19 protein-coding genes and 2 tRNA genes are annotated in these 20,661 nt (G+C 73.3%); 4 read left to right on the plus strand and 17 right to left on the minus strand.

Going from position 1 to position 20,661, the window contains the following annotated elements:
• Window positions 1-58 precede the first annotated feature (58 nt).
• From ACFF45_RS16980 to leuS, 7 genes are all read right to left on the minus strand, one after another.
• Complete coding sequence (locus tag ACFF45_RS16980; RefSeq protein WP_381346889.1) at window positions 59-304, minus strand: hypothetical protein; 246 nt, start codon at window positions 302-304, stop codon at window positions 59-61.
• 43 nt (window positions 305-347) lie between these two features.
• The gene (locus ACFF45_RS16985; protein WP_381346890.1) at window positions 348-1,199 is read right to left on the minus strand and encodes an arylamine N-acetyltransferase family protein; all 852 of its coding nucleotides are present in this window, start codon (window positions 1,197-1,199) and stop codon (window positions 348-350) included.
• A 4-nt stretch (window positions 1,200-1,203) separates the two neighbouring features.
• Window positions 1,204-3,786, minus strand: coding sequence for a ComEC/Rec2 family competence protein (locus ACFF45_RS16990; protein WP_381346891.1), 2,583 nt, complete (start codon window positions 3,784-3,786; stop codon window positions 1,204-1,206).
• On the minus strand, window positions 3,783-4,778 hold the full coding sequence (locus ACFF45_RS16995) for a ComEA family DNA-binding protein (RefSeq protein ID WP_381346892.1): 996 nt from the start codon (window positions 4,776-4,778) through the stop codon (window positions 3,783-3,785). The genes ACFF45_RS16990 and ACFF45_RS16995 overlap by 4 nt, the downstream gene beginning before the upstream one ends.
• A 155-nt stretch (window positions 4,779-4,933) precedes the next feature.
• Entirely contained in the window at window positions 4,934-5,779 is an 846-nt protein-coding gene (locus tag ACFF45_RS17000; protein WP_381346893.1) for a DegV family protein, read from the minus strand.
• A gap of 126 nt (window positions 5,780-5,905) precedes the next feature.
• Window positions 5,906-6,640, minus strand: a complete 735-nt coding sequence (locus ACFF45_RS17005; protein ID WP_381346894.1) for a hypothetical protein — start codon at window positions 6,638-6,640, stop codon at window positions 5,906-5,908.
• Window positions 6,641-6,816: 176 nt separating this feature from the next.
• The gene (gene leuS / locus ACFF45_RS17010) at window positions 6,817-9,696 is read right to left on the minus strand and encodes a leucine--tRNA ligase (RefSeq protein WP_381346895.1); all 2,880 of its coding nucleotides are present in this window, start codon (window positions 9,694-9,696) and stop codon (window positions 6,817-6,819) included.
• Between the two features lie 376 nt (window positions 9,697-10,072).
• Between leuS and ACFF45_RS17015 the strand changes: the two genes are divergently transcribed.
• Together ACFF45_RS17015 and ACFF45_RS17020 are read left to right on the plus strand one after the other, a co-directional pair.
• A complete protein-coding gene (locus ACFF45_RS17015; RefSeq protein ID WP_381346896.1) occupies window positions 10,073-11,374 on the plus strand; it encodes a ferric reductase-like transmembrane domain-containing protein in 1,302 nt (433 codons plus the stop codon).
• Window positions 11,371-12,978 carry an NADH-ubiquinone oxidoreductase-F iron-sulfur binding region domain-containing protein gene (locus tag ACFF45_RS17020; RefSeq protein WP_381346897.1) on the plus strand — a complete coding sequence of 536 codons (1,608 nt, stop codon included), beginning with the start codon at window positions 11,371-11,373 and terminating at the stop codon, window positions 12,976-12,978. Before ACFF45_RS17015 ends, ACFF45_RS17020 begins: the two co-directional genes overlap by 4 nt.
• Window positions 12,979-13,091: 113 nt before the next feature.
• Here ACFF45_RS17020 and ACFF45_RS17025 read toward each other — a convergent pair.
• Window positions 13,092-13,164 (minus strand) — tRNA-Ala (locus ACFF45_RS17025).
• 131 nt (window positions 13,165-13,295) lie between these two features.
• Between ACFF45_RS17025 and ACFF45_RS17030 the strand changes: the two genes are divergently transcribed.
• Window positions 13,296-14,495, plus strand: a complete 1,200-nt coding sequence (locus ACFF45_RS17030; RefSeq protein WP_381346898.1) for a glycosyltransferase 87 family protein — start codon at window positions 13,296-13,298, stop codon at window positions 14,493-14,495.
• Here ACFF45_RS17030 and ACFF45_RS17035 read toward each other — a convergent pair.
• From ACFF45_RS17035 to ACFF45_RS17075, 9 genes are all read right to left on the minus strand, one after another.
• Window positions 14,464-14,697, minus strand: a complete 234-nt coding sequence (locus ACFF45_RS17035; protein WP_003976229.1) for a hypothetical protein — start codon at window positions 14,695-14,697, stop codon at window positions 14,464-14,466. The two genes, ACFF45_RS17030 and ACFF45_RS17035, sit on opposite strands and share 32 nt — an antisense overlap.
• A 3-nt stretch (window positions 14,698-14,700) precedes the next feature.
• Window positions 14,701-14,877, minus strand: coding sequence for a hypothetical protein (locus ACFF45_RS17040; protein WP_381346899.1), 177 nt, complete (start codon window positions 14,875-14,877; stop codon window positions 14,701-14,703).
• 204 nt (window positions 14,878-15,081) lie between these two features.
• Window positions 15,082-15,154: transfer RNA gene (locus ACFF45_RS17045), tRNA-Ala, on the minus strand.
• Between the two features lie 118 nt (window positions 15,155-15,272).
• The gene (locus ACFF45_RS17050; RefSeq protein ID WP_381346900.1) at window positions 15,273-15,944 is read right to left on the minus strand and encodes a histidine phosphatase family protein; all 672 of its coding nucleotides are present in this window, start codon (window positions 15,942-15,944) and stop codon (window positions 15,273-15,275) included.
• Window positions 15,941-16,387, minus strand: coding sequence for a ribosome silencing factor (gene rsfS / locus ACFF45_RS17055; protein ID WP_381346901.1), 447 nt, complete (start codon window positions 16,385-16,387; stop codon window positions 15,941-15,943). The genes ACFF45_RS17050 and rsfS overlap by 4 nt, the downstream gene beginning before the upstream one ends.
• A 67-nt stretch (window positions 16,388-16,454) precedes the next feature.
• On the minus strand, window positions 16,455-18,266 hold the full coding sequence (locus ACFF45_RS17060; protein ID WP_381346902.1) for an LCP family protein: 1,812 nt from the start codon (window positions 18,264-18,266) through the stop codon (window positions 16,455-16,457).
• 16 nt (window positions 18,267-18,282) lie between these two features.
• Entirely contained in the window at window positions 18,283-18,909 is a 627-nt protein-coding gene (nadD, locus tag ACFF45_RS17065; RefSeq protein WP_381346903.1) for a nicotinate-nucleotide adenylyltransferase, read from the minus strand.
• Window positions 18,910-18,941: 32 nt separating this feature from the next.
• The gene (locus ACFF45_RS17070; RefSeq protein WP_381346905.1) at window positions 18,942-19,106 is read right to left on the minus strand and encodes a hypothetical protein; all 165 of its coding nucleotides are present in this window, start codon (window positions 19,104-19,106) and stop codon (window positions 18,942-18,944) included.
• 110 nt (window positions 19,107-19,216) lie between these two features.
• Complete coding sequence (locus ACFF45_RS17075; protein WP_381346906.1) at window positions 19,217-19,366, minus strand: hypothetical protein; 150 nt, start codon at window positions 19,364-19,366, stop codon at window positions 19,217-19,219.
• 133 nt (window positions 19,367-19,499) lie between these two features.
• On the opposite strand from ACFF45_RS17075, the gene ACFF45_RS17080 reads away from it, so the two are divergent.
• On the plus strand, window positions 19,500-20,660 hold the full coding sequence (locus tag ACFF45_RS17080) for a M48 family metallopeptidase (RefSeq protein WP_381346908.1): 1,161 nt from the start codon (window positions 19,500-19,502) through the stop codon (window positions 20,658-20,660).
• The last annotated feature ends 1 nt before the right edge of the window (window position 20,661 follow it).

Consider the following 20,661-nt stretch of genomic DNA (forward strand, 5'->3'; position numbering starts at 1 on the left):
CACACCACGCCCACCGGTCATCCCCCACCCCTCACCACACAACGGCTCCCACACCCGTCTACGGGTCCTCCCGCCACCCCTCCCACTCCGCGACGAACTCGTCCAGCTCCGCCGCCGCCAGCCGCCCGTCCTCGTCCCGCAGCAGCACCAGCCACTGCGCGTCCTCGGCGTCGTCCTCGCCGGCCAGCGCGTCCCGCACCAGGCGCGGCTCCTCGTGCAGGACGAACCGCTCCGCGAGCGTCTCCGCCACCTCCTCGGCGGCATCGCGGTCGGGCAGCACCAGCACATGTCTCACATCACTCACGGCAGCCATTTTCCGGCACCGGCCCGGCCCCCGAACGAGCAGGTCAGCCCACCTCTCCCCCGCTCCCCCTGACGACCGGCACCCGGTCCAGCTCGATCCCGAACCGCTCCCGGTACACCGCCAGCACCTCCTCGTCCGTCTCCAGCTCCCGCTCGTCCCGCGTCCCGTCCGCGGCCGTCTCCTTCAACTGCCGCCCGCTCAGCGTGATCCGCCCGCCGTCCTCCGTGATCCGGGAGCACACCAGCGACTGCCCGAAGTGCGACTCCGGCGAGGTGCTGTGCCACCAGGCGCCCGCCGCGAAGTCCTGGAGCACCCGGGGCCGCATCTCCAGCCGGTACACCGGAGTGCCGTCCCTGACCAGGTCCAGGTCGGGAGCGCCGACCCCGCCCCCGGCCGCCGGAGCACCCCGTACGCCCGCCGCGTCCGGCCCCGCCTCGACGATCCGGAACGCGCCCCCGGGATCCTCCTGCTCGCGCCGCTCCTCCAAGGCCAGCGGCCAGTGGCTGAGCGCACCGAAACCCACGTCGGCCAGCCACTCCCCGGCGTCCACCGTCCGCACCCGCAGCGCGAGGTGGTCGTAGGGGATCCCGAGCCGTCCGCCCTCCCCGTACACCCGCGCGGCCAGCAGCGAGACGTCGTAGCCCAGCGCGCCGAGCAGCGCGCCGAAGGACCCGTTCAGTTCGTAGCAGAACCCGCCCCGCCGCGCCCCCACCACCTTGTCCAGCAGCCGCTTCTCCTCCAGCACGATCTTTTCGCCGAGGTGGACCGACAGGTTCTCGAAGGGGACCGCCTGCAGATGGCGCAGCTGCAACTCCCGCAGCACGTCGACGGTGGGCCACGCCGGGTTGCGGACTCCCAGGCGGCGGAGGTAGGCGTCTGCCTGTGCGGAATGCATGCCTTCAGTCTCGCGCCACCCGCAAGCCCGCGCCCGCACCGGCGACGGCGATCGCCCCGTCCACATCCGTCCGCAGCACCCTCGCGCCCCCGGCCCGCAGCGCCGCGACCGTGCTGGGCGCCGGGTGGCCGTACGGGTTGTCCGCACCGCAGGAGATCAGTGCCAGCCGGGGCGCGGCCCGGCGCATCAGCTCCGGGTCCTGGTAGGCGGACCCGTGATGAGCCACCTTCAGCACGTCCACGCCGCCCACCGACGCGGCCGCCGGTGTGCGCAACAGGGCCCGCTGGGCCGGGGGTTCGAGATCTCCCAGCAGCAGCATCCGCAGGCCGGCGGAGCGTACGAGCAGCGCGACGCTGGCGTCGTTCGGGCCTTCCGGGGCCGCCGCCCGCCCGGACGGCGGCCACAGCACCTGCCAGGACAGGTCGCCGGTGCGCCGCTGCTCCCCCGCCTGGGCACGCGAGACCGGAACGCCCCGGGCGGCCGCCTCGTCGCGGACGAACTCCGCCTGGTCCACCGGCTTGTCGTAGCCGGTCGTCTCGATGGCCCCCACGGCACGCCCCCGCAGGACGCCGGGCAGCCCGGCCACGTGGTCGGCGTGGAAGTGGGTGAGGACCACCAAGGGGACACGGGTGACGCCGAGGTCGCGCAGGCACCGGTCGACCAGCCCGGGGTCGGGCCCGGCGTCGACGACGATCCCGGTGCCCGGGCCCGCCGCGAGCACGGTCGCGTCGCCCTGGCCCACGTCGCACATCGCCAGCCGCCATCCCGGCGGTGGCCAGCCGGTGACGATCCTGGCCAGCGGCGGCGGCTGCACCACCGCCAGCACCAGCAGTACCCCGCACCCGGCGCACAGCCACGGGTGCCCCAGCAACCGGCGGCCGGCGACCACGACGGCCACCGTGACGAGCGCGAGCGCCGCCGCCCCGCCCCAGCCCCCGGGCCAGTCCACCCCTGCACCGGGCAGCGCCGCCCCGGTCCGGGCCACCCGCGCGATCCACCCGGCCGGCCAACTCGCGCACCACGCAAGCCCTTCGGCCACCGGTAGGGCCACCGGCGCCACCGCCAGCGCCGCGAAGCCCAGCACGGTGGCCGGCGCGACCGCGAACTCCACGAGCAGGTTGCACGGCACCGCCACCAGACTCACCCGCGCCGACAGCACCGCCACCACCGGCGCGCACAGCGCCTGCGCCGCCCCGGCCGCGGCCAGCGCCTCCGCGAGCCGCGGCGGCACCCCGCGCCGCGCCAGCGCGCCGCTCCAGCGGGGCGCGAGGGTGAGCAGCGCGCCCGTCGCCAGCACCGAGAGCAGGAAGCCGGGGCTGCGGGCCAGCCAGGGGTCGTGGAGCACCAGCAGCAGCACCGCCGTCGCCAGCGCCGGGACCAGCGACTTGCGGCGGCCGGTCGCGAGGGCCAGCAGGGCGACGGCCCCGCAGGCCGCGGCCCGCAGCACGCTCGGGTCCGGCCGGCACACGACCACGAACGCCAGCGTGAGCGCGCCGCCGAACACCGCCGTCCCCCGCAGCGAGACGCCGAGCCGGGGTGCGAGGCCGCGCCGCTCAGCGCGCGGTGCCAGGCCGGGTGGCCCCAGCAGCAGGGCGAGGACGATCGTGAGGTTGCTCCCGGACACGGCGAGCGTGTGCGCCAGGTCGGTCTCCTTGAACGCCTCGTCCAGGTCGGCGGTGATCCGCGCGGTGTCCCCGACCACCAGCCCGGGCAGCAGCGCCCGGGCGTCCGCGGGCAGCCCGTCGGTGGCCTCCCGCAGGCCCGCCCGCAACCGCCCGGCGAACCGCTGCGCCCCCGACGCCTCCCGCACCACCCGCGGCCCGGCCCGGTCCCGCACCCGCAGCACCGCCGCGATCCGGTCCCCGCCCACCGGAGCGGGCGCGAGTCGTCCGGTCACCCTGACCCGGGTGGAGGGCAGCAGCCCGAGCCATTCCCGCCGCCCGGCCTTCGCCGCGTCGACGATCACCAGCACCGGCGTCCGGGTCCCGGTCCGTCCCGCCCCGGACGCCTCCGCGACGCTCCGCACCTCGCCCTTCGCCAGCACGGACACCGGCGCCAGGCGGTTCCCGGTGACCCGCGGCCGGGTGAGCCGGGGATCGGAGGTGATCTCCACGTCGGCGGTCACCGTGGCGTACCGCTCCGCCAGCCCCGGTACCGGCCCCCGTCGCAGATCGGCCCCGTGCAGCCCGGCCGAGGCGGCGGCGGCCGCGACACAGAGCAGCACGGCGGCGACGGAGGCCCGCGCCCCCGTGCGCGCGGGCGCGGTGACGGCGCCGGCGGGCTGCCGCCCGGCACCGGCGGGCGCGGTGGCGGCGCCGGGCAGCAGCCCGCACGCCACGGCGAGGCAGACCACGACCACACCGGTCAGCAGCCCCGGCGAGACGTCCAGCGTCATGGCCGCGGTCGCCCACGCGGCCAGGGCGGGCGGGACGAGCCGCAGGTCGGCGGGCCCTTCCTGCCGTGGGTGGGCGACTTTGAGACCCCTCCCGGAGGCTCCGTGGACAGCGGACGCGGGCTCGGACGCCGGACCACCGGAGGCCGCGTGCGCGGCGCTCCGCGCAGGGCGCCGGTCCCGGACGTGCCTCATGGCCGTACGAGGTCGCGCAGGTCGGCGAAGCGCCGCTCGCCGATGCCGTTGACCTCCCGCAGTTCGTCCACCGAGCGGAAACCGCCGTGCCGGGTGCGGTAGTCGAGGATGTGCTGCGCCAGCACGGGACCGACGCCGGGGAGGCCGTCGAGTTGCTCGGCCGTGGCGGTGCCGAGCGAGACGGGCGTCGCGGGCGCACCCGCCCCACCGGCCGGGACTCCCCCGGCCAGGGCCCCTCCGGCGGGCGCGGGGACGGCGACGGGCGCGGGCTGCCCGACGATCACCTGCTCCCCGTCCACCAGGAAGCGGGCCCGGTTCAGGCCGTCGAGGTCCGTGCCCGGCCGTACCCCGCCGGCCGCCTTCAGCGCGTCGGCCACCCGCGAACCGGCCGGCAGACGGTGGATGCCGGGTTCGCGCACCTTGCCGCTGACGTCCACCACGATCTCGGCGACGGGCGTACCGGTCGCGGCGCCGGACGGGTCGGCCACCGCACCCGGAGCGGCCGCCGGCAGGCCCTCCGGCTCCGCGAACGGCGCCGCCGCGCGGACCACCTCGGGTGCCTGCACGGGCTGCGGCCGTCCGGCCAGGAAGTGCTGGACGGCGAACCCCGCGACGACGACGAGCAGCACGGTGAGCGCCACGACACTCCGGCGCTCCAGCCCGCAGCGAGCCTGCAACCACACCGGCATCCGCTCGCGCAGCGCCAACGCGGCCCGCTCCCGGCGGACTGCCGCGCCCCCGGGTACGGCCGGCGGCCCCGCCTCAGCGGCGTCCCCCGGTGGCCCGGCTCCCGGCTCCCGCCACTCCCCGGCCCGTTCGCCGAAGAGCACCTCCGCCCGGCGCCTGAGTTCCTCTGCCGAGGCATGCCGGTGCCCGGCCCGGCCCAGCGCCGGCGGACGGCGGCGACGGTGTGCGGTACGGCCGTCGGAGGCGGGTCCACGGCCGGGTCCACTGGTGACGGATGCTGCGCGTGTGCGTGATCGAAGTGCCATGCGCCGAGGATGCGCCAGTCCGGCACCCCGGCGATGATCTTGCGCGAAGTCCGGGGACCACTCCCCGGTTGTGGACAACTCCGCCACCCGCACGAGTGAAACCCGGTGCCCGCGCCTGGTGACCGGGCCTCACCGGCCGGCTCCCAGGGGCCCGCTCACCGCACCGACACCACAACCCCCAGCAGCCCCGGCCCGGTATGCGCCCCGATCACCGCCCCTACCTCGCTGACGTGCAGGTCCGCCAGCCCCGGCACCCGCCCCCGCACCCGCTCCGCCAGCGCCGAGGCCCGGTCCGCGGCGGAGAGATGGTGCACCGCGATGTCCACCGGCGCGCTGCCCGCCCGGTCGGCCACGATCTCCTCCAGCCGGGCGATCGCCCTTGACGCCGTGCGGACCTTCTCCAGCAGTTCGATCCGGCCGCCGTCCAGCTGCAACAACGGCTTCACGGCCAGCGCGGACCCCAGGAACGCCTGCGCGGTGCCGATCCGTCCGCCGCGCCGCAGATAGTCGAGGGTGTCGACGTAGAAGAAGGCCGAGGTGCCGGAGGCCCGTTTCTCCGCCGCCGTGACCGCCTCGTCCACCGTGCCTCCGCCCTGTGCCACCTCGGCCGCGGCGAGCGCGCAGAAGCCGAGTGCCATCGCGATCATGCCGGTGTCCACCACGCGTACCGGCACGGGGGCTTCGCGCGCCGCGAGGACGGCGGCGTCGTAGGTGCCCGACAGTTCGGCGGACAGGTGCAGGGAGACGATGCCGGCGGCGCCGGACTCGGCGGCCTTGCGGTAGGTCTCGGCGAACAGCTGGGGGCTGGGCCGCGAGGTGGTGACGGGGCGTCGTTTCTGCAGCGCCAGGGCGAGCGAACGGGTCGAGATCTCGGTGCCCTCTTCCAGCGCGCGGTCTCCGAGGACCACGGTCAGGGGCACCGCCGTGATGCCATGGCGCTCCATCGTCCGGGGCGGCAGGTAGGCCGTTGAATCGGTGACGATCGCGACATGGCGGGACATGAGCTGGAGGTTACCTGCCGTAGTGCCCGGGCGGCAGCCCGGGCCTGCCACCTGCGCGGCACATGCGCGCGCACGCCGCAGGGAACCCTCGCACACCGCACCGGCGTCCGGACAGACCCCGGACGCTCAGGTGGTGCTCTCGGGCCGGGGCTTCTTCTGCCAGGGGTACGCCGGGCGCGGTCCCGGCGGGGTGATGGCGGGCGGCGCCGGCTCCTCGGCCGTGCGTGACCGCGCGCCGTCCGGCCAGGTCTGCCGGGTGTCCGGGGCGTCGGCGGGCGGCGCCTCGGGCCACGGCGGCGGGGTCGCGGCGGAGTCGGTCGTCGTCCAGTGCCGCAGCGCTCCGGTCTCCATGTCGATCTGGGTGCTCAGCGCGTCCAGGTCGTCGTCCGCGAAACGGCCGGCCCGGTCGCGGGCCGCCCAGCGCAGCGACTCCGCCGACCGTGTGATGCGCTCGGTGCGGTCGCGCAGCTCGGGCAGCCGCTCGGCCAGCCTGACCCGGTCGGGCTCGGACTCCAGGCGCCGCAGCTCGGCGTCCAGCTCGTGTCCGTGCGCGCTGAGCCGCTGGAACAGGCCGAGGGCCTCCTTCAGGGACTCGTCCTCGGCCACGCCCGCGTGCAGCGTGTCCTGGGTGGCCCGCATGGAGGTGCGCAGCTTCAGGCGGAGCTGGGCGATCTCGCCGACGGGGCCGGGCTGGGCGAAGGACTTGGCGCGCAGCGTGTGGTCCTCGACCGTGCGGCGGGCCTGCGTGATGGTGCGGTCGGCGGCCCGCTTGGCGGCGCCGACCACCTTGACGGTGGCGTAGGCGCCCAGTCCCAGGAAGACCACGAAGAGCAGGGCGAAGACCAAGAACACTGCTTCCACGAGGCTCCTCCTCCGAACCGGCCGCGGCACACGCCGCACCGCTCTTCAACGGTAAACGCAACGGGCAGGTTCGGAGTTCCGGCAGAACCCCGAACCTGCCCGCAGAGCACCCGGAACCGACCCGTAGGGGACGCCCCTGAGACGGGGCGTCCCCACGACAAGGACCTTGCCCCCGCCTACGCCGGAACGATGTTCACCAGCTTCGGCGCCCGGACGATCACCTTGCGGATCCCGGCCCCGCCCAGCGCCGCGACCACCTTCTCGTCGGCCAGCGCCACCTTCTCCAGCTCCTCCTCGGAGATCGACGGCGGCACCTCCAGCCGCGCCCGCACCTTGCCCTTGATCTGCACCACGCAGGTCACGGTCTCGTCCACGACGTACGCCGGGTCGGCGACGGGGAAGTCCCGGTGGACCACCGAGCCGGTGTGCCCCAGCCGCCGCCACAGCTCCTCGGCGATGTGCGGCGCCAGCGGCGCGATCATCAGGACCAGCGCCTCGGCGACCGGCCGCGGCACCGCCCCGCCCGCCTTGGTCAGGTGGTTGTTCAACTCGGTGACCTTGGCGATCGCGGTGTTGAACCGCAGGCCCTCTAGGTCACCGCGGACCCCGTCGATCGCCTTGTGCAGCGCCCGCAGCGTCTCCTCGTCGATGTCGGCGGGCTCGGCGTCGACCACCGTGACCTCACCGGTGGACTCGTCGACGATGTTGCGCCACAGCCGCTGCAGCAGCCGGAACTGGCCCACCACCGCGCGCGTGTCCCACGGCCGCGACACGTCCAGCGGACCCATGGCCATCTCGTACAGCCGCAGGGTGTCCGCACCGTACTCGGCGCAGATCTCGTCCGGAGTGACCGCGTTCTTCAGGGACTTGCCCATCTTGCCCAGCAGCCGGCCGACCTGCTCGCCCTGGTGGTAGTAGGCGCCGTCGCGCTCCTCCACCTCGGCGGCCGGCACCGCGATGCCGCGGCCGTCCCGGTACACGTAGGCCTGGATCATGCCCTGGTTGAACAGCCGGTGGAACGGCTCGGCGGACGAGACGTGGCCCAGGTCGTACAGCACCTTGGACCAGAAGCGCGCGTACAGCAGGTGCAGCACGGCGTGCTCGGCACCGCCGACGTACAGGTCGACACCGCCGTGCGGCAGGCCCTCGCGCGGGCCCATCCAGTACCGCTCGATCTCCGGGTCGACCAGCTGCTCGGAGTTGTGCGGGTCCAGATAGCGCAGCTCGTACCAGCAGGAGCCGGCCCAGTTGGGCATGGTGTTGGTCTCGCGGCGGTACTTCTTCGGGCCGTCGCCCAGGTCCAGGGTGACGTTGACCCAGTCCTCGTTGCGCGACAGCGGCGTCTCGGGCTGGGTGTCGGCGTCGTCCGGGTCGAAGGTGCGCGGCGAGTAGTCCTCGACCTCGGGCAGCTCCAGCGGCAGCATCGACTCGGGCAGGGCGTGGGCGATGCCGTCCTCGTCGTAGACGATCGGGAAGGGCTCGCCCCAGTACCGCTGCCGGCTGAACAGCCAGTCCCGCAGCCGGAAGTTGACGGTGCCCTCGCCGACACCGGACCGCTCCAGCCAGGCGGTGATGCGCGCCTTGGCCTCGACGACGCCCAGGCCGTCCAGGCTGACCTGGTCGTTCGACGAGTTGATGATCTTCGCGTCGTACGACGCGAAGGCGTTCTCCCACGTCGAGGTGTCCGTGCCCCGGCCGTCCGTCGGCTCGACGATGCAGCGGATCGGCAGCTCGAAGGCGCGCGCGAACTCGAAGTCGCGCTGGTCGCCCGCCGGAACGGCCATGATCGCGCCGGTGCCGTAGCCCATCAGGACGTAGTCGGCGATGAAGACGGGCACCCGCTCGCCGTTGACCGGGTTGGTGGCGTACGCGCCGATGAACACGCCGGTCTTGTCCTTGGCCTCGGCCTGCCGCTCGACGTCGGACTTGGCGGCGGCCTGCGCGCGGTAGGCGGCGACGGCCTCGGCCGGGGTGGCGTGGCCGCCGGTCCACACCTGGCGGGTCCCCTCCGGCCAGGCGGCCGGGGTGAACTTCTCGACCAGCGGGTGCTCCGGCGCCAGCACCATGTAGGTCGCGCCGAACAGGGTGTCCGGGCGGGTGGTGAAGACGGTGATGCGCTCGCCGTCGATCGGGAAGTCGACGCGGGCGCCCTCGGAACGGCCGATCCAGTTGCGCTGCTGCAACTTGATGGCCTCGGGCCAGTCCAGCTCGTCCAGGTCCTCCAGCAGCCGGTCGGCGTAGGCGGTGATGCGCATGTTCCACTGGCGCAGCCTGGCCTTGAAGACCGGGTAGTTGCCGCGCTCGGAGCGGCCGTCGGCGGTGACCTCCTCGTTGGCCAGGACGGTGCCCAGGCCGGGGCACCAGTTGACCGGCGCGTCGGAGGCGTACGCCAGGCGGTACTCGCCCAGCACGTCGGCGCGCTCGGCGGCGCTCAGCCCGGACCAGGAGCGCCCGCCGGGCAGCGCGCGCTCACCCTTCTCGAACTGCTCGACCAGCTCGGCGATCGGGCGGGCCCGGCGCGCCTGCTCGTCGTACCAGGAGTCGAAGATCTGCAGGAAGATCCACTGGGTCCACTTGTAGTAGTCCGGCTCGATCGTGGCGAACGACCGGCGCTTGTCGTGGCCCAGGCCCAGCCGGCGCAGCTGGACCTTCATGTTCTCGATGTTGGCCTCGGTGGACACGCGCGGGTGCGTGCCGGTCTGCACGGCGTACTGCTCGGCGGGCAGGCCGAAGGCGTCGAAGCCCAGGGTGTGCAGGACGTTGTGGCCGGTCATCCGGTGGAACCGGGCGTAGACGTCGGTGGCGATGTACCCCAGGGGGTGGCCGACGTGCAGGCCCGCGCCGGAGGGGTACGGGAACATGTCCATGAAGAACTTCTTGGGCTTGGCGACCGTCTCGGCATCGCCCGCCAGGTCGCCCTTGGGGTTGGGTGCCGCGTAGGTGCCCTCGGCGTCCCAGAAGTCCTGCCAGCGTGCCTCGATGTCGGCCGCCATGGCGGCCGTGTAGCGGTGCGGCGCGGCCACCTCGGCGGCGGCTGCGGGGTTCGTCTCGCTCATGATCCTCAAAGCTCCATCGACGGTCTCTGCCAGCGGCTGCGCTTCCTAGGAAACGAAAAATCCCCTCGCACAGGAGGGGACGCCGCGCCGACTCCGGCCACTCGACTCACCCGGTGGCCGGGACTGATCAGCGCGGCCCGCCAAGCAGAAGGCGTACGGCACGCATGGCGTCAGGGTACCGCAGCCGTCGGCCGGGCCGCGACGGAGCTGAACGTCGGTCAATAGTTACTTCGCGTAACGGTCGCTATGGGGCATCACAACGAGCGCATAGTCATTTGGTAACGACGCAATAACTCAAAATCTCCTACCGATCGATATGGGCCGACTTAGAGTGCGGCGCGGGACCGCTTTCCCGAATCCGCTCGGAGTTGCCCCCATGAACCCTCGTCGTAGTAACAGCCCGCTACCCCAGCCCGGCCGGTCGGCCTACGGGGTGGCGACGGCTGCCGCCCTCGTGCTCATCCCCGCGGTGGTGCTGATCGGAGGTGACCGGTTCCGCGACTTCCTGAACTTCGGCGCGGGTGTCCTGTCCCTCGTCACGCTCACCGGCTCGGTGCTCTGGGGCCTCTTCGCCCAGGACCGGATCTTCCTCAACGCGCGCCAGCGGCTGCTCGGGCAGGCGGTGCACCGGACGATGGCGGCCGCTTCGATCGCGTTCCTGCTGCTGCACGTCACCACCAAGCTCGCGCTCGACCACGTCGACCTGATCGCCGTGGTCATCCCGTTCTCGCTCGGCGTGACCGGCAGCGCGGGGCTGATCGGCCTCGGCTCGGCGGCCGGGCTGCTGACGGTCTTCGTGAGCGTCACCGGGGCGCTGCGCGGCGCCTTCGCCTCCCCGGCGCCGGTCGCCGCCCGCTGGCGGTCGATGCACACGCTGGCCTACCCCGCCTGGTGCGCGGCCCTGGTCCACGGCCTGTTCGCGGGCCGCGAGGCGAAGCCGGTCTTCGTGTTCCTGTACGGCCTGTCCCTGGTCGCGGTGATCGGCGCGCTCGCCCTGCGCGCGGCGCCCCGCCCGGTCAAGCGCGAGATCGCCGACCGGCTCGGCGCGCTGTTCGGCGGCGAGCGGCAGCCCGCCCAGGACCTCGACGCGAGCCGCGCGCGGGTGCCCGGCGAGTCCGCCCTGCCGGGGTACGAGAAGGCGCTCCCGGGCTACGAGCAGCAGCGCACGACGTCCGCGCCCCCGTCGTACGCCCCGTCGTACAGCCCGTCGTACGCCCCCTCCGAGCCCTCCGCCGCCGAGACCACCGGCGGTTTCGCCGCCGCCTACCGCGCCGTCGGCCGCACCCCGGGCCCTCAGCAGCCGTTCGGCGACCGGACCCCGCGCGCGGGACTGCCGGACTTCCAGCCCACGGAGGCCCTCCCGCGCGTGGAGGGCGCCTCGGGCTCCTGGCCGATCCCGTCCCCGCCCCCGGTCGGCGAGGCGCCCCCGTCGGCGTACGACCCGCTCCAGGACACGGGACACACCATCCCGGTCTACGGCAATCCGGGCGCGTCCGGCTATGGATCGAGTGATGTGTACGACACCGGTGAGATGAACGCCGCCTTCGGCACGTACTACCCGGACGACACGTACAACAACAGCGGTCCCGCCACAGAAACACTGCCCGGTGCGTCCTACGACTTCGGCGCACCGGGTTCGGGCGAACCTTGGAACACGCCTTCCGGAGGCAATAGGTGAACGAGGCCCTGCCCGACATACCGGAAGTCCGCGTGGTCGGTCTTCCCCAGCTCACGTCCGGCTTCGACCTTGTCGAACGACTGGATCTGCCCATGCACCTGAAGGTGCACGGGCCGCTCGAACCGATGGCCGGCGAGCAGCTCGCGCAGCTCGCCGAACGCATCAACCTCAGGGGCCGCGGCGGCGCGGGCTTCCCCTTCCACCGGAAGCTGCGCTCGGTCGCCGAATCGGCGATCAAGCGCGGCGTGCGGCCGGTCGTCGTGGTCAACGGCAGCGAGGACGAACCGGCCTGCCGCAAGGACACGGTGCTGATCAACCGCGCGCCGCACCTGATCCTGGACGGCGCCCTGCTGTGCGCGGAGGCACTGGGTGCCCGCACGCTCGTGGTGGGGGTCACCCGTGAGTCCACGCAGCGCTCCATGGAGGCCGCGCTCGCCGAACGCGGCCTCAGCAACGGCCGCCGCTCCGCCCTCCGCGCGCGGGTGCAGCGCAACCCGGTCCGCATGGTCACCGGCGCCGCCGCCTCCCTGATCCGCTCCATCGACGGCGGCCCGGCGATCCCGCCCGGCCGCAAGGTCAGCGCCTCGAAGAGCGGCGTCGGCGGCGCGCCCACCCTGCTGTCCAACGCCGAGACGTTCGCCCAGCTGGCGATCGCCGCCCGCATCGGCCCCGAGCGCTACGGCAACACCGGCCTGTACGACGAGCCGGGCACCGTCATGCTGACGGTCTCCGGCGCCGTCGCCCGCCCCATGGTCATCGAGGTGCCCACCGGCGTGCCCCTGCGCTACGTCCTGCAACTGGCCGGCGCCCCGCCGGTGCCGCAGGGCGTGCTGACCGGCGGCTACCACGGCAAGTGGATCGACGCGGCGACGGTGGACGAAGCGATCGTCTCGCGCAACTCGCTGGACGCGGTGGGCGGTTCGCTGGGCGCCGGGGCGATCCTGCCGATCGGCCAGGAGACCTGCCCGCTGGGCGAGTCGCTGCGGGTCGCGCGGTGGCTGGCGGAGGAGAGCGCGGGCCAGTGCGGCCCCTGCTACCTCGGCCTGCCCGCCGCCGCGCGCGGCCTGGAGGACATCCTGGGCGGCGGCGGTCCGGCCGCCCTGGAGGCGCTCAAGCAGGTCGCCAAGAACGTCAAGCGGCGCGGCGCGTGCTCGCACCCCGACGGTTCGGCGATGTTCCTGGAGTCGACCGTCAAGGCGTTCACGGACGACCTGGCGGCCCACGTCCTCGGCAACGGCTGCGGACGGCCCGTACAGGGCGTGCTGCCGCTCTTCGCGGGCGGCCGGGCCTCCACGGGCATCCCCGGCGGCGCGGACGGGGACAACGGCCCCAGCCGCCAGCAGATCCACGTCGACTGGACGCTGTGCCGGGGCCACGGCCTGTGCGCCGACATCCTCCCCGAGGTCTTCGAACTGGGCGCCGACGGCTTCCCCACCGTCGCCCAGGCCCAGGTGCCGCGTTACGCCGAGGCCAAGGCGCTGCGCGCGGTCCGCCGCTGCCCCGCCCTCGCCCTGCGCATCGAGGAGCAGGCGGAGCGGGCACCGGCCCGCAACACCCTTCCGGTCCTCTCCCAGGGCCGTGGCCGCCGCGCCCTCGGCCGCTGACGGCACGCGCGGGGGGCCGCCCGGACCGGGCGGCCCCCCGCCGACTCCCTCCGGACACACCCGGGAACACGAAAAATCCCGCCGGGTCGGATCGACCCGGCGGGATCTGCTTGTGGAGCTAAGGAGAATTGAACTCCTGACCTCCTGCATGCCATGCAGGCGCTCTACCAACTGAGCTATAGCCCCTTGCGGTGTTCCGCCCGGCTTCCCCGGCGGCGACGCCAACATTACACGGTCGACCGGGTGCTCCACCAAATCGTTTCCCGTCTGCACCGATACGACCGATACGGCCTGTACGGCCTATATGGTCGGCTCTCGTGACCGTGATCGCGTCCACCGCCGTCCCCCGCCGGATGCCCGTCGCCCTCGGCGCCTGCCTGCTCTCCTTCGCGGCGTTCTGGGTCGCCCAGCGGGCCGCGCACGTCTCGATGGTGGACCTGATGGTCTACCGGGCCGAGGGCGCCACCGTCCGCGCGGGCGGCGACCTGTACGCCCTGCGCGCCACCGCCGCTCAACTGCCCGCCACCTACCCGCCCTTCGCGGCCCTGCTGTTCACCCCGCTCTCGCTCCTCGGCACGGGGTCCCTGCGCGCCCTGGCCACGGCCGGGAACCTCGTCCTGCTGGTGGTGTTCGTGCGGCTGTCCCTGCGGCTCGCCGGGCACACGCGCGTGGAGACCGCCTGGTGGGCCTCGGCGGTGGCCGTGTGGTGCGAGCCGGTGTGGACGACCCTGCGCTACGGCCAGATCAACCTGCTGCTCGCCGTGCTGGTCCTGTGGGACCTCTCCCGGCGCCCGGGCGGCCGCTGGGCGGGCGTGGGCATCGGCCTGGCGGCCGCCGTGAAACTGACCCCCGCGCTGTTCGCCGTCTTCCTGCTCGCCACCGGTGCCGTGGCGCGCCGGCGGCACCGCACGGGCCCGTGGCTGCGGCACGCGCGCGGGGCGGCCTGCGGCTTCGCCTGGGCGACGCTGCTGGCGGCGGCCGTGCTGCCGTACGACTCCTGGCGGTTCTGGACCGACGCGGTGTTCCGCGCCGACCGCGTCGGGCACCCCGAGGAGACCGCGAACCAGGCGCTGCGCGGCGTTCTGGCGCGCGCGCTGCACACACCCGAGCCCGGGGCCCCGTGGGCCGCCGCGGCGGCCCTGGTGGCCGTGGCGGGGCTGGCGGTGGCCGTCGTGGCCGAGTTGCGCGGGGAGCGGGCGTACGCGGTGGTCTGCTGTGCGCTGACCGCACTGCTCGTCAGTCCGGTGTCGTGGTCGCACCACTGGGTGTGGTGCGTGCCGCTGGTCCTGCTGCTGGGCGTGCGCGGCCACCGCGCGGCCGCCGTGGGCACGCTCGCGGTGTTCTGCTCGTACGCCCTGTGGTGGGTGCCGCACGCCGACGGCCGGCCAGAACTGCGCCAGGGGCCGCTGGAGTTGGCGCTGTCGGGCCTCTATGCCGCCACCGCCTGCCTCGTCCTGGCGTGCGCGCTGCCCGCGCGCGGGACCGTCAGGCCGTCACGAACGAGTAGAACCGCTTGAGCGTGCAGTGCTCTTCGAGGAGCCGGCCGTAGATCGGCTCACCCTCCAGCTCGCGGTACGTCTCGATCGGGTCGCCTTTTATGATCAGCGCCCGCGCGCACTCCTCGCACCAGTACTGGTAGTCGGGGTTGACCGGTTCCATGTCGCGGACGATCGGCGTACCGCTGCCGCACCAGTCGCATTTCCGCCTGTGTGCACCCATCGATCAGCTCCAGCTGTGGCCGCAGGCCGTGCACACGTAGGAGATCCCGCCGTTGTCGCCGAGCACCTGGGCGACATGCGCGGAGCCGCAGGAAGGGCAGCTGAGCCGGGTGGTCGTGTCCCGGGTCAACGCCGCTTCGCCCAGGAGGTGGCCGACCTCCCCGAGGATGCTCGCAGGCATCGCTACTCCCTCCCGTCGGGCCGCGCCCCCTTCCAGCCGTTTGATTCTGCCACGACCGGACCAATACGGTCAGCGACGCCTCGGTACCAGTCCGGACACGGCAGCCCGGGGCGTCTCCGCAAGAGGTATACGCCTGCCGGACCACGACTGCTCAACCGTCTGACGACGAAAAATCCCGCCCCCTGAGGGGACGGGATTCGTCCGTGGAGCTAAGGAGAATTGAACTCCTGACCTCCTGCATGCCATGCAGGCGCTCTACCAACTGAGCTATAGCCCCTGGTCCCACCCGGCCGAGCCGTGTGGTGTTCCGTCCCGCTCGGCGGGGCGAACAAGAAGAACTTTAGCCTGCGACCTGCCGGAAAGTGAAATCCGGGCTCCCGAGGGGCCGGCGCGGGTCAGTCGTCGTCGCCGAGCACCGGCTCCGGGAGCGTGCCGGCGTTGTGCTCCAGCAGCCGCCAGCCGCGGGCGCCCTCGCCGAGGACGGACCAGCAGCAGTTGGACAGGCCGCCGAAGCTCTCCCAATGGCGGGCCTCCAGGCCGAGGAGGCGGCCGATGGTGGTGCGGATCGTGCCGCCGTGGCTGACGACCACCAGGGTGCCGTCGTCGGGCAGCTTGTCGGCGTGCCGGAGCACGACCGGGGCGGCGCGGTCGGCCACCTCGGACTCCAGTTCGCCTCCGCCGCGGCGCACCGGCTCCCCGCGCTTCCACGCGGCGTACTCCTCGCCGTGGCGGTCGATGATCTCCTCGTGCGTCAGGCCCTGCCAGACGCCCGCGTAGGTCTCGCGCAGGCCCTCGTCGCGGTCGACGCCCAGGCCGGTGAGGGCGGCCAGCTCGGCGGCCGTGTCCGCGGCCCGCTTCAGGTCCGAGGAGACGATCGCGTCGGGCTTGAGGGAGGCGAGCAGGCGGGCGGCGCGGCGGGCCTGGGCGACGCCGGCCTCGGTGAGCTCGACGTCCGTGGTGCCCTGGAAGCGGCGCTCCACGTTCCAGGAGGTCTGCCCGTGCCGCCACAGGATGACCCGGCGGCCGCGCCCCGGCCTGGCGGTGCTCACCTCACCGGTGGCGCTCACCGCCAGTCACCACCTGTCTCGGCGTCCTCCTCGGCGGCCTGGAGCCGGGCGTGCTCCTCGGCCTTGCCGCGGGTGGCCTTGGCGTCGGCGGGCAGCTCCAGCTCGGGGCAGTCCTTCCACAGCCGCTCCAGGGCGTAGAAGACGCGCTCCTCGCTGTGCTGCACGTGCACGACGATGTCGACGTAGTCGAGCAGGATCCACCGGGACTCGCGGTCGCCCTCGCGGCGCACCGGCTTGGCGCCGCGCTCCTTCAGCAGCCGTTCCTCGATCTCGTCGACGATCGACTTGACCTGGCGGTCGTTGGGGGCGGACGCCAGCAGGAAGGCGTCCGTGATCGACAGGACGTCACTGACGTCGTAGGCGATCACGTCGTGCGCGAGCTTGTCGGCGGCCGCCTGCGCGGCGGTGGTGATGAGCTCCAGGGAGCGGTCTGTCGCGGTCACTGCGTGGCTTTCGTCGGCGGGCACTTGCCCACCAGGGTCTCACGGACCGCCGACGACGCCCCACGCATTACCCGGCGGCGGCCGGCTCGTAGTCCTGGCCGAGCACCACGGAGACGTTCGCGTTCGCGGAGACCTCGCCCTGGGTGACCGCGTCGGCGGGCAGGCCCAGGGTCTTGGCGACCTCGGCGGCGTTCTCCTTGTCGGCGGCGTCCGCGTAGGTGACCTCGGACGCCGGCCGGGCGCTGCCCGCCGTGCCGGCCTCCAGGAAGGTGAAGCCGCCGTTGAGGAGGACCACCCGGGCCTTTTCCGTGTTGTCCTTCACTCCGGTGGCGTTCTGCACCGAGACCCGGACGGCCGCGTCCTGGCCGGGGCTTTTCGCGGTGCCGCCGAGGACGTCCTTGACCACGCCGGCGCTCGCCTCGGCGCTGAGGGTGCCGTCGCTCCCGACGGGCAGCAGGGCGGTCTCGTAGGCGCCGCTCTTGGCGAGGCCGGACAGCTTCGCGAGGAAGGTGCCGAGGTCCTTGTCGGTGAGCGACGGGTCGAGGATCTGCGCCAGCGTCTGCACGGTGGTCGTGGCGGCCCGCGCGTCGGACGACATCTTGCGCAGCACCCCCTGCACGACCTGCCCGAACCGCTGCAACTGGGCGTTCTGCGCCTCCCCCGGGGCGCGGTACGTGGCGTAGGCGACCGCCATCTTGCCGCTCAGCGTCTGGTTCTCGCCCCGGTTGACCAGGGGGGCCGCGCCCTTGTCCTCGGCGGCCGGGTCGGGCACGTCGGCGTCGGTGTCGATCTCGATGTTGCCGACGAGGTCGACGAGGTTCTGCAGGTAGGGGGTGTCCAGCCGCCAGGTGCCCTGGATGGAGGTGCCGAGGACGGTGTCCAGGGCCTCGCGGGTGCCCGAGGAGCCGTCGTCCTCGACCGACTCGGCCAGCGTCGTCGTCCCGTCGTCGCCGGAGAGCGCCAGCGAGTTGGGCAGCAGGACGGTGGTGCCCTGCCGGGTGGTGGTGTTGTCGACGAGCAGCGCCGTGGCGGTGCCGCCCTTCTTGGTGTCGTGCAGGTGGACGACGATCACGTCCCGCTGCTGCGCGGCCGCGGGCGTCGTCCCGTCCTTCGCCGTGCCGGCGGAGGACAGGCCGGGCAGCTTCCCGGCGTACCAGAGGTAGCCCACCCCGCCGGCCGCGACCAGCGCCACCACCACGACCAGGGCGATCAGGCGGCTGCGGGCGCGGCGCTTGGCCTCCTCGCGGCGCTCGGTGCGGTTCTCGGTGAACTTCAGCCAGTCGATGACGTCCTCGGAGTCCTGGTCGGGCTCCTCGACGAAGGCGAACTGCTCGGTCCGGTAGTCGCGCTCCTCGCCGCCGTCCCCGGCGCCGGGGGTGTCCGGGAAGGGCTCCGCGCCGGGGGTGTCCGGGAAGGGCTCCTGGTGCTCCTGGGGCCGCGCCTGCTGCGGGATGTACGCGGTCTGCTCGGCGACGCGCGGCTGCTGCCCGCCGGTGGCGGTGTGGCCGTACGGGTCGTACCCGTCGTGCGGGGCGTGGTACCCGTCGTGCGGGGCGTACGTGTCCTGCGGGGCGTACGTGTCCTGCGGGGCGTACGTGTCCTGCGGGGCGTACGTGTCGTGCCCGTCGTACCCCGGGTACCCGCCGTGCTCCGTCACCGGTGGCTGCCGGCCGGTCCCGTACGGGTCGTACGGGGGCACCGGCGGCTGCTGGCCGGTGGCGTACGGGTCGTAGCCCTGGCCCTGCTGCGGCGCGTAGGGGTCGTACGGCTGCTGGGCCGGCACCGGCCGGTACACGGGCCGGCCGTGGTCGTCGTAGCCGACGAGCTCGTACGGGTCGGCGCCGTAGCCCGCGGCCCCCGCGTCGTATCGGTCGTTCACCGGTGCCCCTCTCGGCTCACTCGCCGCGGTACAGCCGCCGCTTGGCGATGTAGCGCACGACTCCGTCCGGCACCAGATACCAGACGGGGTCGCCCTTGGCGACTCTCGCACGGCAGTCCGTGGAGGAGATGGCGAGGGCGGGAACCTCGACCAACGAGACACCGCCCTCCGGGAGCCCCGGGTCGGTCAGGTGGTGTCCGGGCCGGGTGACCCCGATGAAGTGTGCCAGCGAGAACAGCTCCGCGCTGTCCCGCCAGGTCAGGATCTGGCCGAGGGCGTCGGCGCCGGTGATGAAGAACAGGTCCGTGTCGGGGTTGAGGGCGCGCAGGTCACGCAGCGTGTCCACGGTGTACGTGGGGCCGCCGCGGTCGATGTCGATACGGCTCACCGAGAACTGCGGGTTCTCGACGGTCGCGATGACCGTCATCAGATAGCGGTCCTCGGCCAGGGAGACGCTGCGGTGGCTCTTCTGCCACGGCTGCCCGGTCGGCACGAACACCACCTCGTCCAGGTGGAACTGGGCGGCGACCTCACTGGCCGCCACCAGGTGCCCGTGGTGGATCGGGTCGAACGTCCCGCCCATGACGCCGAGACGGCGCTTGGCCGGGGTCGACGGGCCGGTAGGCATGTCCTGCTCTCCCATGCGTGCAGACCCTACCGGCCCGCTCCGTGGACTCAGCGGTCGCGGTTGAACCGGGTGGTGATCCACAGCAGCAGCATCAGGGCGATGAACGCGCCACCGCCGGTGAGCAGGGGGTTGAGGCTCTCGTGGTTGCCGCCGTGCTCCTCGCCCTCGGCGGCGAGGGTGACCAACTGGGCAGCGGCGCTGTGGAAGCTCATCTTCGGCAGGACCTATCGCGTGTGGGCGGGATAAAGACGTCGGCTCATCGTAAGCGGGCGTCTCGGCCGCGCTCACGCCGACTCCGCCGTCGGGCAACCGTCCCGGCCCCTCAGTCGTCCTTCCGCCTGTAGCCCCGCAGCAGGAACCATCCCGTCAGCACGCAGCCGACCACCATCACGATCAGCACGATCCGCAGGAGGTTCCCCGTCCCCTGCTGCTGGGCGGCGCTGAGCCAGTCGATCGCGGCGGTCTGCTCCATGGTGCGGGTCTCCTTCGTCGTACTGCCCGTCCACGGTATCGCCGCCTAGGCTGGGCTCTGCTCCGGGGACGCACAAGAAACCGCAAAAGGCACACCACGGCACACAGGCACACCGACGCACATGGGGGACCACATGTCCGACGACGGCCACCAGCAGGGCGGGCACGCGCACGTGCCGAGCAGGCAGCGCAGGCGCTTCCCCGAGATCTCCTCGCGCGCGTACGAGCACCCCGCCGACCGCTCCGCCCTGGTCGCCCTGCGCAAGCTGAGCGGCTTCGACACGGTCTTCAAGGCGCTCAGCGGGCTGCTGCCCGAGCGGAGCCTGAGGCTGCTGTTCCTGTCCGACTCGGTGCGCGTCTCGGACCGGCAGTTCGCGCACCTGAACGACATGCTGCGGGACGCCTGCTACATCCTGGACCTGGAGAGGGTCCCGCCGATGTACGTCAACCAGGACCCGAACCCGAACGCGATGTGCATCGGCCTGGACGAGCCGATCATCGTCGTGACGACGGGACTCGTCGAGCTGCTCGACGAGGAGGAGATGCGGGCGGTGATCGGCCACGAGGCCGGCCACGCCCTGTCCGGCCACTCCGTGTACCGCACGGTCCTGCTCTTCCTGACCAACCTCGCCCTCCGGGTCGCCTGGATCCCGCTCGGCAACGTGGCGATCATGGCGATCGTCTCCGCGCTGCGCGAGTGGTTCCGCAAGTCGGAGCTGTCCGCCGACCGGGCCGGGCTGCTGGTCGGGCAGGACATCCAGGCCTCGATGCGCGGCCTGATGAAGATCGCGGGCGGCAACCACCTGCACGAGATGAACGTCGACGCCTTCCTGGAGCAGGCCGACGAGTACGAGGCGGGCGGCGACCTGCGCGACTCGGTGCTGAAGATCCTGAACGTGCTGCCGCGCTCCCACCCGTTCGCCACGATCCGCGCGGCCGAGCTGAAGAAGTGGGCGGCCTCCCGGGACTACCAGCGGATCATGGACGGCCACTACCCGCGGCGCACCGAGGACAAGGACACCTCGGTGACCGACTCCTTCCGTGAGTCGGCGGCGAGCTACGCGGGCCAGGTGCGCACCAGCAAGGACCCGCTGATGAAGCTGGTGACGGACCTCGCGGGCGGCGCCGGCGACCTGGGCAGCCGGGTGCGGCGGGGCTTCGGCGGCTTCACGGGGGGCGGCGCGGGCGCCACCGGCTCGCCGGGCTCCACGGGGACGCCGGGCTCCAAGGGGACGCCGGGGTCGACGGGCTCCGACGGCTCGGCGTCGAAGGAACCGCCCCACGACGCGGACTGAC

This window comes from Streptomyces cinereospinus (genome assembly GCF_042430725.1).
GTDB lineage: Bacteria > Actinomycetota > Actinomycetes > Streptomycetales > Streptomycetaceae > Streptomyces > Streptomyces cinereospinus.